The sequence below is a fragment of the Pseudomonas caspiana genome (genome assembly GCF_002158995.1).
GTDB lineage: Bacteria > Pseudomonadota > Gammaproteobacteria > Pseudomonadales > Pseudomonadaceae > Aquipseudomonas > Aquipseudomonas caspiana.
In genome coordinates this window covers 264866-278848 of record NZ_LOHF01000002.1, presented here as the reverse complement: position 1 = coordinate 278848, position 13983 = coordinate 264866, and the positions used below count along the sequence as shown (strand labels likewise).

The 13983-nt window shown below is 56.3% G+C and carries 12 protein-coding genes and 1 tRNA gene; 4 read left to right on the top strand and 9 right to left on the bottom strand.

What is annotated here, in order from left to right; all coding sequences use genetic code 11:
- Positions 1-123 precede the first annotated feature (123 nt).
- From AUC60_RS03630 to AUC60_RS03620, 3 genes are all read left to right on the top strand, one after another.
- Positions 124-801 (top strand): response regulator transcription factor, encoded by a 678-nt coding sequence (locus AUC60_RS03630; RefSeq protein WP_087264724.1) that lies wholly within the window; start codon positions 124-126, stop codon positions 799-801.
- On the top strand, positions 785-2155 hold the full coding sequence (locus tag AUC60_RS03625) for a sensor histidine kinase (protein ID WP_087264723.1): 1371 nt from the start codon (positions 785-787) through the stop codon (positions 2153-2155). The genes AUC60_RS03630 and AUC60_RS03625 overlap by 17 nt, the downstream gene beginning before the upstream one ends.
- Positions 2156-2323: 168 nt before the next feature.
- The gene (locus tag AUC60_RS03620; RefSeq protein WP_087264958.1) at positions 2324-3439 is read left to right on the top strand and encodes a D-alanyl-D-alanine carboxypeptidase family protein; all 1116 of its coding nucleotides are present in this window, start codon (positions 2324-2326) and stop codon (positions 3437-3439) included.
- Positions 3440-3671: 232 nt separating this feature from the next.
- On the opposite strand, the gene AUC60_RS03615 is transcribed toward AUC60_RS03620, so the two are convergent.
- Together AUC60_RS03615 and AUC60_RS03610 are read right to left on the bottom strand one after the other, a co-directional pair.
- Entirely contained in the window at positions 3672-4085 is a 414-nt protein-coding gene (locus AUC60_RS03615) for a type II toxin-antitoxin system HicB family antitoxin (RefSeq protein ID WP_087264722.1), read from the bottom strand.
- Between the two features lie 38 nt (positions 4086-4123).
- Positions 4124-4303, bottom strand: coding sequence for a type II toxin-antitoxin system HicA family toxin (locus AUC60_RS03610; protein WP_087264721.1), 180 nt, complete (start codon positions 4301-4303; stop codon positions 4124-4126).
- A 356-nt stretch (positions 4304-4659) separates the two neighbouring features.
- Between AUC60_RS03610 and AUC60_RS03605 the strand changes: the two genes are divergently transcribed.
- Positions 4660-5175 carry a BRO-N domain-containing protein gene (locus tag AUC60_RS03605; protein ID WP_087264720.1) on the top strand — a complete coding sequence of 172 codons (516 nt, stop codon included), beginning with the start codon at positions 4660-4662 and terminating at the stop codon, positions 5173-5175.
- A 114-nt stretch (positions 5176-5289) separates the two neighbouring features.
- Here AUC60_RS03605 and AUC60_RS03600 read toward each other — a convergent pair whose 3' ends face one another.
- From AUC60_RS03600 to AUC60_RS03570, 7 genes are all read right to left on the bottom strand, one after another.
- On the bottom strand, positions 5290-5772 hold the full coding sequence (locus tag AUC60_RS03600; RefSeq protein WP_087264719.1) for an OsmC family protein: 483 nt from the start codon (positions 5770-5772) through the stop codon (positions 5290-5292).
- Positions 5773-6044: 272 nt separating this feature from the next.
- Positions 6045-6118 (bottom strand) — tRNA-Gly (locus AUC60_RS03595).
- Positions 6119-6283: 165 nt separating this feature from the next.
- Positions 6284-7177 (bottom strand): alpha/beta fold hydrolase, encoded by an 894-nt coding sequence (locus AUC60_RS03590; protein ID WP_087264718.1) that lies wholly within the window; start codon positions 7175-7177, stop codon positions 6284-6286.
- A gap of 301 nt (positions 7178-7478) precedes the next feature.
- Entirely contained in the window at positions 7479-8171 is a 693-nt protein-coding gene (locus tag AUC60_RS03585; RefSeq protein ID WP_087264717.1) for a pseudouridine synthase, read from the bottom strand.
- Between the two features lie 372 nt (positions 8172-8543).
- Positions 8544-8777: a cysteine-rich CWC family protein gene (locus AUC60_RS03580; RefSeq protein ID WP_087264716.1), complete on the bottom strand. Its 234-nt coding sequence runs from the start codon at positions 8775-8777 to the stop codon at positions 8544-8546.
- Positions 8774-10255 (bottom strand): sensor domain-containing diguanylate cyclase, encoded by a 1482-nt coding sequence (locus tag AUC60_RS03575; RefSeq protein WP_087264715.1) that lies wholly within the window; start codon positions 10253-10255, stop codon positions 8774-8776. The genes AUC60_RS03580 and AUC60_RS03575 overlap by 4 nt, the downstream gene beginning before the upstream one ends.
- 132 nt (positions 10256-10387) lie before the next feature.
- The gene (locus AUC60_RS03570) at positions 10388-13696 is read right to left on the bottom strand and encodes a dermonecrotic toxin domain-containing protein (protein ID WP_087264714.1); all 3309 of its coding nucleotides are present in this window, start codon (positions 13694-13696) and stop codon (positions 10388-10390) included.
- Positions 13697-13983 lie beyond the last annotated feature (287 nt).

The window sequence follows — 13983 nt, the reverse complement described above, 5'->3', positions numbered from 1 at the left end:
ACGGCGCTCGCGCCCTTAAAAAGTTACCCTGCGTTAATAAATATTTAGTTTACCCACCGTGGCCAACTACCTAGGCTCGCGGTTCTTCAACGCCGCATGCGCGGACTGTCAGCGGGGATAATCATGAATCAGGCGCTGGTCATCGAAGATGATGAGGTGACCGCACAATCCATCGCCACCGAGCTGCAAGCTCATGGTTTTGACGTGCAACGAGCGAGTACGGGGCGTGACGGCCTGGCGATGGCAATCGCTGGCAGCTATGACGCTATTACCCTGGACCGAATGCTGCCGGATTTCGATGGCCTGACCATCGTCACTACGTTGCGCAGCCTCGGCATTCGCACCCCGGTATTGATGATCAGCGCATTATCCGATGTTGATGAGCGCGTCAGAGGGTTGCGGTGCGGCGGCGATGATTACCTGACCAAGCCGTTCTCGATGGTCGAAATGGTTGCGCGCCTGGAGGTACTGTTACGACGCCCGACTGCCGAGTCGCAGATCCATCAGCTCAACGTTGGCAACCTGACCCTCGACCTGATCGAGAACACCGTCTCGCGCTCCGGCGAGCGCATCACATTGCTGCCCACCGAGTTCAAATTGCTCACCTACCTGATGCGTCATGCCGGGCAACAAGTGACGCGCACCATGCTGTTTGAAGAGGTCTGGGGTTATCACTTCGATCCCGGCACCAACATCATTGATGTCCACATGGGTCGCTTGCGCAAAAAGATCGAAGGGCCAGGCGCGCCGTTGATTCATACCATTCGTGGGTCGGGGTACGTGCTTGGCACTCAAAACTGAGCGCTGGCGCTCCAGTAACAGTCGGCTGATCGGCCTTTACGCACTGTTCTTTGTTGCGTGGGGCGCGGTGTTCACCGGTGTTCTGTACTGGAAGATTTCCGATTATCTCGGCACCGTGGCCGAGCGCACCTTGATGCAGCGCGCGCACTATTACCAAAAAATCGATGACGCCAACCTGCTTGATGAATTGCAGGGCAGCGAGGCGTATTCCATTCCCGGCATCGACGCCTATGGGTTGTTTGAAGGCAACGGGCAGTACATCGCAGGCAACTTGCTGAAGCTGCGCTCCAGCTTGCCCGATGACGGCCGTGTGCATTACCTGAAACGTGGTTTGCGGATCGCGGACACCTTGAGCGAAACCCGTAGCAGCCACGCATTTCTACAGCGCCGCAATGACGGCCGAATATTAGTGCTGGCCCGAGACGGCGGCTCTATATCGGCTGTCGCAGGCATCATCGGTCAGGCGCTGTTCTGGGGTTTGTCCCTGACCCTGATACCCGGCCTGATCGGTTGGCAATTACTCAGGCGCAGGCCATTGCGTCGCGTCGAACGGCTGCAGCGCAGCACCGAGCGTATTGTCTCCGGCAACCTGTCAGAGCGGCTGCCACTGTCGCCCGCCCGTGATGAGCTGGACATGCTGGCGAGCGCCGTGAACACCATGCTCGAACATATCGAGCGGCTGTTGCATGAGGTCAAAAGCGTCTGCGATGGCATCGCCCACGACTTGCGCACGCCGTTGACGCGTTTGCGTGCTCGGCTCTATCAATTACAGCAACTGCCCATGACCGACGCGCACGCATCTAGCCTCAGTCTGGCGCTGGAAGAGAGCGAAGCGATCATGTTTCGTTTTCAGGGACTGCTGAGGATTTCCGAGCTGGAAGACACCCGACGGCGATTGGCCTTTGCGTCTTTTCAGCCTGACGTATTACTGCGCCAGGCCCACGAGTTTTACGAACCCATGGCGCAGGAAAAGGGCCAGGTTCTCGCCCTTGAGCTGGGCGCTGATTTACCCGTCATGAAAGGTGATCAGGCGCTGCTGTTCGAGGCGCTGACGAATCTGCTGGATAACGCGATCAAGTTCACCGCGCCGGGCGGGCGGCTTTGTCTGCGGGCGCATGTCGTGGACGACAGTCTGCGCATCGAAGTGATTGATGACGGTCCGGGCATCCCCGAAGCCGAGCGGGAAAGTGTGGTGCGGCGGCTGTATCGCGGCGATGCCAGCCGTCAGCAACCGGGTTACGGGCTTGGTCTTTCGTTGGTAGCGGCCGTGGTGCGCCTGCATGCTTTTACCTTGCATATTCGAGCCTCGGAGTCAGGCGGCACACGGATCGTGATCGACTGCCCACTGACTTAGCTAACACACTGGCGCGCTTAAACTTTTCTTAACTTTGCTTCATTTGAGACAGGGCAGGCCATCACCTACTTTGGCGGGCCTTCTGCCAATCTGGACCTGCGCCCTGTGAAACCACTGATATTGCGGATCAGCCTGATCTGCGTTTACGCCCTTTGGTCGAACGTCGGCATGGCCGCTCCGACGCCCGGTGCCATGATTCCTTCACCGCCCCAGTTGTCAGCGAATGCCTGGGTATTGATGGACGCGAATACCGGTCATGTCATCGTCGAGCACAACGCCGACGAGCGTCTGCCGCCCGCCAGCCTGACAAAACTGATGACGGTGTACGTGGCCACACGGGATATTCAGGCCGGGCAATTGAAACCGGACGAACTGGTCACCGTCAGCGAAAACGCCTGGCGCACCGAAGGCTCCAGAATGTTCCTCGATCCGGGCAGCAGCGTCAGCGTTCACGACTTGCTGCAAGGCATCGTCATCGACTCGGGCAACGATGCCAGCGTTGCGCTGGCCGAACACATTGCGGGCAGTACCGACAGCTTCGCCAGCCTGATGAACAAAACCGCGCAAAGTCTTGGGCTGAGCAATACCCATTTCGATAACCCGACTGGCCTGCCAGAACCTGATCACTACTCGTCTGCCCATGACATGGCGATGCTTGCCCAGTCGATCATCAACGACGAGTCGGCGTACTACCCGCTGTACAAGAAAAAGCACTTCACCTGGAACGGTATTCGGCAGCCCAATCGCAACCTGCTGCTCTGGCGTGACAGTACGGTTGACGGCCTCAAGACCGGGCATACCGAAGCGGCGGGTTACTGCATGGTGACCTCCGCTGTACGGGATGGACGACGCTTGATTACCGCAGTGTTCGGCTCCAGTTCGGCGCAGGCACGTGCGACAGATACCGAGAAACTCCTCACCTACGGTTTCCGCTTTTACGAGAACCAGACCTTTGAAAAAGCGCTTCAGCCTTTGAGCCACCCGAGAGTCTGGAAGGGGGCTGAAAACACCCTTGCCGTGGGTGTTCTCGATGACATTACGCTGACAACACCCAAGGGTTCGCACAAGCCTGAAACCCGCATCCACATCGATGCGCCGCTGATTGCCCCTGTGGATAAAGGCGCAGTGGTCGGCAGCATTGACGTGTTTGACGGCGAGCAAAAACTGGCAACTCGGCCGTTGATCGCGCTGGAAAGTGTTGAAGCAGGAAGCTGGTGGACCCGCTGGACGGATGCGGTACGGTTGCTGTTTCAGGGGTGGTTTGCGGGGGTCGCAGAGGATTGAGGTCTATTTTTGTAGGAGGCAACTTGTTGGCGAGGCGGTATACCTGACGCTCCGCCTCGCTAACAACATGCAAACTACTGGGTTGAAATGCATTTTCTGTAGGAGCTGCCGAAGGCTGCGAAACATTTATCCTGAAACACCGCCATCGCAGCCTTCGGCAGCTCCTACAGAAAACGGTGCAGCCAGGTATTTACGATGTGCCTAACGGTTCGCTGGTGTAACGTTTGGCGTCTTAACCTCGCACTTCATGCAATACCCTGAGCGCTGCCGAAGCCAAAAAGCCCGAGCGGCTCTTCTCTTCAGGATGATGCTTCACGTATTCATCAATCCGGGTCAGCAGGTGAGCGGGCAGGGTGATGTTGAGCTTCTCGGACTTGCCCATGTACTTGGTGATATCAATGTCCACCAACGCCCATGTGCAGCCTTTGTAATCCGGATTTTGCGCGTGCACGGTCACTTTCTGCGCGGTCGGAATGGCCGAACCATCCTCAGCCAGAATTTCCAGATGTCCTTCAATGGCTTCGCGAGCCATCGCCATGGCGTCGTCCAGGTCGTCACCGGCAGAGAAGCAGCCGGGGATATCTGGAACCTCGACACCCCATGCGTGCTGTTCATCACCGGGAAGAATCGCGATTGGGTAAAGCACTGTTTAGTCCTCCCTGGGACTTAGTGAAACCCTGCCTGTCAGAGCAGGGCCTGCTTCAATATGCTGCTTGCTGTCTTGGTCAGTAGATCTTTCTTCGGGTGAGGAATCGTTACCAGTCCAGGCTTGGTTGGATGCTTGAAATGGTGATGACTGCCCTTGACCCTCACGAGATACCAACCGTCAGCCTCTATCTGAGCGATGAGGTGTCGGCTATTCACACGTCTTCCTTGAGATCTTCAATGGTGGTTACTATAACCACTAAATTAAATTTATCAATGTGTTCTCTCACCCCGGTTTTTTACATTTCTTGCCTTGCCTGACCAAAGCCCGCGCCGTAACCTCCGCGGCTGCTGAATAACTCAGCACTGGATTTGGCGATCCGGCTAGCAATGATGTATAGCGTGTACCATTCGGAAGCGGGCAGTTGTTGCCCGCGATCCGCTATGGCGGTTGTACGTGGGAGACTTTCGGGTCTGCCGGTTCTTTGCTCCGGTTCGCCAACCTGCGTACAACTGCCACCCTATTCGTTTGGCGACGGTAGCTGGCAGTCTAACTAGCAAAGAGAAATAGACTGATGCCGACAACTGAAACGACGCCTTTCATCCCAACCCGATTCACCCGCCAAACCCTCCCGCTCCACGCGCTCATGCTGGAAAACCAGGCCTGGTTCTGTGCCCGCGATCTGGGCCGTTTGATGGGCTTGTTCATCGACGAACGCAAAACCCGAAAACTCGGACGCGACGAGTGTCGTACCTTGCCGCTGCATTGCTACGGCTCGACTCAGGACACCCTGATGGTCAACGAGTCAGGCGCATACGCATTACTGATTTACCACCCCTCGGCGCAAAATCGTGAGCTGCGTGAATGGCTAACATTGCAGGTCGTGCCTGTGCTGCGTGACGTTCAAAACCCAGGCCGCATCGAACGTCCGCTCCTCGGTATGCTGGACTGGGATGGCGCATCAATGAACCTGCTGCACTGGCAGAATGAATCGTGGATTCGTCTGCGGGACATGCCCAACATCCTGCTGCACGAAACCCGCGAGAAACGCCCTTGGTGGAGAAGGGCGACGCGATTTTTGTCGATATAGTCAGGGGTTGTAGATTGTAGGAGCTAACGTGTTGGCGAGTCGTAATTTCTGATTGCGCAGGTTCAACGTCTCGCGAACAAGTTCACTCCTACAGGAAACAGTCCAGTCAGGTATTTATGCGGTCGCAGTCACCGATATGACAGCTGCATGACTGACCGGGAAGTTCACCGAGCGCGCGATGAAGCATTTCTCATGAGCTGTCTTGTGCAGGGCCTGAGCGGCTTCGATATCAGAGCCCGGAGCCAGAGTGACTTTTGGCTTCAACACAACTGAGGTGAACTGGCCCGCGCCGTTGCTCTCCTCGACCATTGTGCCTTCTGCATTGTCCTCGTACTCGACCACGACTATTCCGGCTTCGGCGCAAAGACCGAGGTACCAGAGTTTGTGACAGGCCGATAACGAGGCGAGCAGCAATTCCTCCGGGTTCCAGCGTTTCGGATCGCCGCGAAAGCTTGGATCGGAAGATCCCTCAATGGAGGGTTTGCCTTCAGCCTGGATGACATGTGACCGGCTGTAACCGCGATAGGACGATGTTCCTGTGCCTTGGTTACCCGTCCAGGTGACCTGGACTTCGTAATGGTGTGCTTTGTCTGCCATTTGATGCTCCTTGAACGAAGGGGGGCCGGGAGCGATGTTAACTCGCAGGCTCATCGTTGCATCAGGCTTTTGAAGTTGAAATGCATTCCTCGTAGGCGCTGCCGAAGGCTGCGAAGCATTTATCCTGACACACCGCCATCGCCGCCTTCGGCAGCTCCTACAGGAAATAATGCAGTCAGGTATGGACGAGCGCAGTCGAAGCGTGCCGAAGCGAAAAAAATAAGCAGGAAGTTATGGAGGTTACAAGAAAGGCACAGAAGCCTTGAAAGAAATGGAGCGGGTGGAGGGAATCGAACCCTCAACTAAAGCTTGGGAAGCTTTCGTTTTACCACTAAACTACACCCGCTCTGAAGCGGCTGACTTTGTACCAGAACGGCACGCTGAATTGAAGCGCTAATTTCTCGCCCCTGTTTTTAATTCCCTGAATACCTGTCTCGAACGGAGCCCATCCGCGCCTGTTTGTGCGTGCTGCACGGGCGGATGGGTTCCCTTGCTCGGTCGTGCGTCGGGTTCAGAGGGCGAAGGCATGTAGGGGTTGTGCCTGTTGGTAGTGATAGGTTGATCGGCTGCGGGCCTCAGGTTTTGGCGTGAGGAAGTCCATCAGGGCGTCGCGCGAGTCACGGCAGGCAGATTTGTGTTCCATGTCCAGGAAGTGCCCGGTGCTCTGGATCGTGCTGAAGGTGCTGTGCTGAACAACCGGGGCGAACAGTCTGGCGTCGGTGGCCGCGGTGTACTCGTCCCACTCACCGTTAAGGAACAGCACCGGCACGTTGATGTTCTGCGCGACCGTCAGGTAGCTCTTGGTATCCAGGGTCAATACATCGTTGATGTGGAAGTGCATCTGGTCGTATTCGTGGGTGTCCAGGTTGCTCACGTGCCGATGGTTGAAACGCTTGAACAGCGGCGGCAGGTGTTTGCCAATGGTGCTGTTGACCAGATTGCCGACTTCATAACGATCATGAACGCTGAGGTGCGTGATACCGCGCTCCAGATAGTCGCGCATGTGCACGTTTATCACCGGGGAGAACGAGCTGATCACGGCCTTTTCGATCCGCTGTGGTCGATGGGAAAGGGCAACCAGCGTCGCCGCGCCACCCCACGAGAACGACATCACGTGCTCCGCGTTGAAGTGGTCGATCAGCTCAAGCAGGATCTGACCTTCCAGCTCTTTGCTCAGTGGCTTTTCATTGAGGTTATGAGGCTTTGATTTGCCTGCATAAGGCTGATCGTAAAGTACGACGTTGAATTGCGGGTGCAGGTTGCGCACGGTCTGGGCAAACGATGCAGTCGTGGCCAGTGAGCCGTTGACCATGATGATGGTCTTTTCGGCGGCATCTGCCCGATAGAACTCCGTGTAAACCCGAAACTGTCCCTGTATATCAAGCACAGCAATTTCTGGCCTCATATGTGTGTCTCCTGACGTAAACAAGATGTGCGCGCAAACAACGTTGCACGAGTTTCGTGACAGGTAGGCATTGCCTTGCAAAGGGGCCCTTGTCGATCCGAAATGATCTTGCCGACAGGTTTTATTATTGGCGGGCGATTTGCCGTGAGCGTTGGCTCGGGGCGGCAAAAGGTTTCTTGGAATGCACGCATGACTCGCCGGTCACATGTGGACCGACGATTGGATTCAAGCAGTGGATGGGCTAACCCGCAAGTGCCGTTCGTAGTTTGTCTGGCCAGTCTGCCGAGCGGTCAGTAAAGGCTTATACGCCCTGAATCTCCGAAGGCTCTAGCTCGCGGTATTGGCCAGGTTGCAGTGCGGGGTCCAGCTTCAGGTGAGCCATGCTTTCACGATGCAGGCGCAGCACTTTGTTGTCGAGATGGCCGAACATGCGCTTGATCTGATGGTAGCGGCCTTCGACGATGCTCAATCTCGCGCTACGTGGACCCAGCACGGTCAACTGTGCGGGCTGAGTGGTGAGGTCTTCGAAGGCGAAGTACAAACCCTGGGCAAAAGTCTGCACATAACGCTCGTCGATCAGTTGCTCGGTTTCGACGTAATAGACTTTCGGCAGCTTGGTCTGGGGTTGAGTCAGACGCCGTGACCATTGGCCGTCATTGGTCAGCAGCATCAACCCGGTGGTGTTGAAATCCAGTCGACCGGCAATGTGCAGTTCCTGCTTGTCCGGTTCGTGCAGCAGGTCCAGCACCGTGGGATGGTGCGGGTCGGTGGTGGCGCTGACGCAGCCTTGAGGTTTGTGCAGCATGAAGTAGCGCGCTGGCTTGCCGACTTGCAGGACTTCCTCGTCAAACTCTACCCGATTGAACTCACGCACATCGTGATGCGGGTCGCTGACCCGTTGCCCGTCCACTTTGACCCGCCCGCCAATCAACGCCAGACGTACGTCTTTGCGATTGAAGCGTGGCAGGTTGCTGAGGAAACGATCGAGGCGCATGGCGGTGGTGATTACAAGGGAGAAGGGCGGGTATGTTACCTGTTCCGAGGTGCTGGCGCTGATTCGGGACAATTCTTGTAGGAGCTGCCGAAGGCTGCGAAGGCGGTGTGTCAGGACGAACGCTTCGCAGCCTTCGGCAGCTCCTACAGATCAGGCGTCATTAACCATGGGCAGATGGATTTTGCACGCACCGGCCTCTTCGCGAATGAGTTCGCTCCCAGGATTGAGTTTAATGACGTGGGACCGGCTTCAGCCGGGAAGAGGCCGGGACAGACGCTGAATCTTCATCTACAGAGATACCGCCTTCCCGGCTAAAGCCGGTCCCACGTCGTTAATCAGGCTTGCGGGCAAACATAGAATCTTGCGCAGGGTTCAGTCGCGGCTCGGATCAGTTTTGTCCGAAAGCGCATCATTGATCCCCGCACAACGCGGGCACAGGCAGGCTTCGTTGCGCAGTTCTTCCGGTAGCGCCTGAATCACCGCCGGGTCGATGCTCACCGAAAAACACCAACACGCCTGATCTGCGGTGCGTGGGTCTGCCAGGGTGCAAGCGTTACTTGCCCCGCAGGCTGGGCAGCGCTGCGCGGCATTGTCTGAGGTGTTCATGGTGCGGGTGGCGCCTCCGTGCAGATCTGATTACGACCGTTTTGCTTGGCGCGATACAGCGCGCTGTCTGCGCGGGCGATCAGGCTTTGCAGCGTGTCGTCGGATCGTACCTGACTCAGGCCGATGCTGACCGTTACCTGTAGCGGTTCGCGGGAGAACAGGTAAGTGTGTTGCTCGGCCAATAGCCGAATTTTTTCCGCGACTTCATGGGCACTAGCGGTATCCGTGCCCTTGAGCAGGATGATGAACTCTTCGCCACCCCAACGACAAATGATGTCCGACTGACGCAGGCAGCTTTTCAGGTCGTCAGCAAAACCGGCCAGCACTTCATCCCCGGCCAGATGCCCGTGGGTGTCGTTGAGTCGTTTGAAGTGATCCAGATCCAGCAGCATCGCTGTGAGTGGACGCGAATCGCGCTGAGCATCCTTTAAGGTCTTGAAAGCCCACAGGTTGAAACCGCGCCGGTTCGGCAGGCCGGTGAGGCTGTCGAGGGTTGCCTGGGCTTCGATCCGGTACTGGAAGCGGCTCACCACCAGGTTCAGCAGGTAGACCACAATCAGCGTGATCACCAGACAGATAAACAGGTTCAGGTACAGCGAGTGGCGTATGTCACTCAGCGCGGATTCTTCTTCCTTGTCGACGAACAGGTACCAGTTCAGCTCCGGTATGTAGCGCACGTTGAGAAAGTGTTCTTTGCCGTTGACCCGATGTTCGTAAGTGCCGCTGAGCGGTTTAGGCATTTTGCTCAGCAGGTTGGCCATGCTCGGCAACTGATTGAGTGACTCGCCGATAGCCGCGCCCTGCGGCCCTCCGCTTTCGCCGGTCAGCACGATACGACCGAAGGCGTCGACGAAATACACGCTGCGGTCATAACGCTGTTGATAGCGGTCGATCAGCTTGATGACGGCGTCTACCGTCAGCCCGACCCCCGTGGCCCCAATGAATTTGTTGTCGTAGTCGAAGACTTTATAGTTGATGAAAAACGTCAGGTTGTCCTTGTTGGCCATGTCCGGATCGACGTTGATCTCATATGGCGCTTCCATATCCCGGACACGGTAATACCAGACATCGCGCGGCTCGCGGGCGTCGATTTTCTTCAGAATGCCTTTGGCCTGGTAATACGTCAGGCTGCTGTCGGACACAAAAAACGTAGTAAACGCCCCGTAATGGTCCATGACTTCTTTGAGGTAGCGGGTGATCTGCTGCGGGTTGCGTTCACCTTCCACAACCCAGTCACGCATGAACGTGTCGCGGGCCATCATTGAAGAAATCAGTACCGGCCGGACCAGATCCTTCTGAATCTCCGAGTAAACCGTATCGGAGGTCAGCGGCAGCTCGGTATTGATGATGTTGTCGCGAATGGACGTGCGCGACGCGTAATAGCTGAGCAGCGACGTTGCCAGAAAGCCACAGCCCAGGAGGATCACCAGCGTAAACAGGAGCGAGCGTTGCGAAGGGCCAGCAGAGCGAAAAGCCATAACGTGTCCGAATGTTTTGCCTGTCCATGAAGGCAGGCATGCTAGCCCGCCATCAGTCTTTGCGCTATCGGGAGGTTAAATGTTTTTCGACGATTTTGTGCTCACGCTAGCTGCAAATAGGTTGTTTTGCATTCATGGGGCGCGATACACCGGTGCTTGTCCCACCAGCGCTTTAAGCAATGAGCAGCGGCAGTGCAGGAGCACGATCCGGTCGTAATGAATGCCGCTGTCCGCCAACGCTTCAAACAGGTTTTCCAGGCTGGGATTGGGCATGCCGAAGCGATTTCTGACGGTCAGTATGTCCATGGGGGCAGGCGGTAAAGAGCTCAGGAAGGGGGAACTGTTCGAGTTGCGCACGATGTGGCTAATGTCCCGATAGCTCTCGTAGTTGGGGCTCTGGAATTTCCCGAGCGTGTAATTTTTTATCATGCCCTGTCGCGAGGTGCCCGCCATCAACTTATCCGTCAATGTGTAGCCCGGCGGGGCCGGTTTGACTGCGCTGTTGTTCTGCGTATCAAGGACCGCAAATGCTTCCACCTTCCTGCTGACTACCCGATGCAGCCCGGGATCAGACAACGAGTGTCCGTGAGGCGTGTAGACGTGCAATTCGGTCCCATTGGGGATTGCGGCTTGTTTGCTCCACGGCAGATGGTAGCCATGGCTGCTGATGACCAGCGTGCGTGCCTGCCCTGTTTCGGCGGTCCAGATTAAAAACTGACGTCGCAGCTTCCACGCCTTGACCGCCAGTGTCGAAAACCAAGGGTTGGCGGGAATGCGCCAGGTTTTGAGCATGGCATCGGTATGAAAGAATTTTTCCAGACGGGTTTGCCGGGGCCCCATCGAGCGGTTCAACCAGGTACCAAAACTTTTCGTGGTGTGGGTTGCTGAAGTTACCGAGCGCAAAGCGGGCCTCACCGGCGCTGCCCACCTGCGCAACGCGTGGGCCATTCGGGGGGTAACGGGCGGCATTTGCAGCAGCGCTAGAGACAGGATCGTCAGAAAAGCCTGTTGCTTCTCGGCATAACGGGCGCCGGGCAGATTTGCTGAGACGATACTCAATGCCGCAATGCCGACTTCGGTGGCCAGCGAGGCAATCAGAGCGGGCGTCATGAGTAACGACATGGGCGCCAGTAGTAATTGCAGATGGTTGAATCGGCGGCTCCAGTAACGCAGCGAAACCTCGTGCGAGGTGACGATGATGTCTTCGGCATCCCAGCGGCTGTTCTGCTGCAGTCCTTGTCTGATGCAGGCAAAAGGTGAGTTCGTAACGTTGTGCTTATCCAGGTCTTGCGCCATGGCTTTATGTACGTCGTGATTGATCAGTACATCGGTCCAGGGGCGCAGCGAGGAAACCGGTTCGCTTGGGGCTTGCTCGCCTGACCAGACTTTCAGGATGTAGGTGAGCCGTTCGTGGTGGCGCAGGGGGACGTAGTTGAGCACGGATTGTCGCCACGTCTGACTGAGCGCGGCGTGTTTGAGGTAGTGCTGAAGCAGAGCTTCGCTCGGGCACTCGACGAAGGCTTTGATCATGCCCGCCTGGTAGAACACCCTCGACGCTTTGCCCGGTTCGCTGAGCACCAGTAGGCTGGAGCAGTTCTGGGGCGAAGGGTTTTCAAAGACCGAGTGCTGTAAAAAGAAGCCAGGTACCGACCACTGAACCGGCGTGCCTTCGGGTCTGTTGTGTTGTTCGTCCAGCGCTTTCACGATCAGGTCGAACCCCGTTCGCCGCAAGCTGCCTAGTTTCAGGCACAGCACCGCTTGGGTCATGAAGTGGTTTTGCAGTGAATCTTCAACGGCGCTTTTATGCTGCTCCCAAAATGTATCGATATGCCCGTTCATCAGCTTCAGAAAGTCTATCTGCTGAATTTTTTTCTCTATGGCCTGCGGATCAATGGGCAACTCCTGGCTGGCTGACCATTCTCCTTTGCCTGTCGGATCGAGGTACACGACGCTTCGTCCGCCGTGGTCGATGTAGCCAGTGGGCGACGCAACCCGGTAATTATTCACCAGTGCGTCGCTCAGACTGACGGGGTTTTCGCTGGGCACCTGAATGTCATTGCCCGGATTTCGCGCGTTGCCCAACGGCGTGATCGAGTGGCCACGCAGGTAGCGGATGAACACATGATCGGGATTCAGGTGCTGACCGTACTTCTCGCGCAGGAAAGTGCCCATGATGTCTGCCGCATGCCGATCCGGAGCAGGTATCTGGCTGAGAATCTGCGGTTGTGTCTGCCAGATATCCACAGCGCTGAGCAGGCTCATTGCGTGCCCGATGGCTTTTAGCGGATCAGGCTGCTCTCCTGAGCCGACCTGTGTTGCCAGATAATCCAGTGACCGGATTTCCTGGGCCTGGGTGATCGCGGTAAATACATCACCTTCGATTTGCTTCAGGCCCACTGACAATTGCGCAGAGATCGAATCATCGGCTGTGGTGGCGAGCGCATTAACGCTGTTCAACACTTCGATTATTTTCTGCGTCATGTGTCGCGGTTCTTCACTGATGTACTCCAGCGGTGCTGTGCGTCGGCCCGGCATATGGATAAAACAATGCGACGTGTTGTTCGATCTCAACTGAAAGGCGTCAGGTATGACCTGACCATTGATCGACAGCATGTTCGCTGTCGAGTAGGTGCCGCGAATGGATATTTCCAGAGCGTGCGCAGAAGTGGGGAAACTCTTCAGACCCAGTGCGTCCAGCGCGAGCTGATAGCCCTCTCGTGTAATCACTTTACGCGCGAATTGATGAGCCAGTTCGTCGAGAAACGACAGTTTGGCCAAGGCTCGATAAGTGCCCCGATGCCTGCTCCAGAACTTCTCCATGAGGTCGCGATAATCAGCCCCCCATGAAGCCTTGGTGATCAATTCCAGAGCTGTGCTGGCGGTCAGCGTGGAGGTTGCGCTGGACGACGCATCATCCAGCGGCTTGTCGAAAAAACCGTGCTGCATGAGCTCCAGAATCATCGGTCTGTTGAAGGACAGCACGCCTATGTCCGTCAGCGACATGCGGCGCGAGTAGCGTTCGCGCCCGCTTTCATCGATTTCGGGGTTGGTGTCAGTTCGTAACCGAATACTCAGTTTGTCGGGCGATAGTGGTTTGCCGATGGTTTGCAAAAGCATTTTTTTAAGCTGCTGACGGACGTAGTCACGCAGCTTGGGCGGGTAATCCATGTCCATCTGGCAGGCTTTGAGCAGCAGCGTTGACTGAGCGATGAGCGCGAAGCCTGGTCTGGCTCTGAGGGCTTGCAGATGTTTTTGGCGGGCCTGCGTTGCCAGTTCGTGCTCGTTGATCAAGGGCACCAACTGATCCCGCGACTGTGTGGCAAAGCCACTGGCAGAGTTCAGGGTGTCCTGCTTCTCCCATGACTTGTCAGGGGTGGTTGCCGTCGCCGGGTGTTCCAGTGTGGCGCCGTTTTGGGGAAGAGGATTCCAGTCTTCGTTCATAAAAAAGCCGACTTAGTGAGTTGAAGCCTCACTATGTCGGCTGGTTTTTTTTGCTTGGGCTAATTATGTATGGCACTCAAGCACAAGGCTGCGGGAGCTCACGAACAACATACAAACCGCAGATTGAAATGCACTTTTTGTGGGAGCGAATTCATTCGCGAACAGATTTCTCCTGCAAAAATATCTGCGTCTGATACGCCGCCTTCGCGAATAAATTCGCCTTATCAAACAAAATGCAATTTGGTGAGCAGACCCAAATCCTGTAGGAGCTCACCGAGGTTACGAGG

Bases quoted from the DNA above. Each gene is read 5' to 3' on its own strand.
- AUC60_RS03630 (WP_087264724.1), top strand. From the start codon at position 124: ATGAATCAGGCGCTGGTCATCGAAGATGATGAGGTGACCGCACAATCC.
- AUC60_RS03620 (WP_087264958.1), top strand. From the start codon at position 2,324: ATGGCCGCTCCGACGCCCGGTGCCATGATTCCTTCACCGCCCCAGTTG.
- AUC60_RS03605 (WP_087264720.1), top strand. From the start codon at position 4,660: ATGCCGACAACTGAAACGACGCCTTTCATCCCAACCCGATTCACCCGC.
- AUC60_RS03600 (WP_087264719.1), bottom strand. From the start codon at position 5,772: ATGGCAGACAAAGCACACCATTACGAAGTCCAGGTCACCTGGACGGGT.
- AUC60_RS03590 (WP_087264718.1), bottom strand. From the start codon at position 7,177: ATGAGGCCAGAAATTGCTGTGCTTGATATACAGGGACAGTTTCGGGTT.
- AUC60_RS03585 (WP_087264717.1), bottom strand. From the start codon at position 8,171: ATGCGCCTCGATCGTTTCCTCAGCAACCTGCCACGCTTCAATCGCAAA.
- AUC60_RS03580 (WP_087264716.1), bottom strand. From the start codon at position 8,777: ATGAACACCTCAGACAATGCCGCGCAGCGCTGCCCAGCCTGCGGGGCA.
- AUC60_RS03575 (WP_087264715.1), bottom strand. From the start codon at position 10,255: ATGGCTTTTCGCTCTGCTGGCCCTTCGCAACGCTCGCTCCTGTTTACG.
- AUC60_RS03570 (WP_087264714.1), bottom strand. From the start codon at position 13,696: ATGAACGAAGACTGGAATCCTCTTCCCCAAAACGGCGCCACACTGGAA.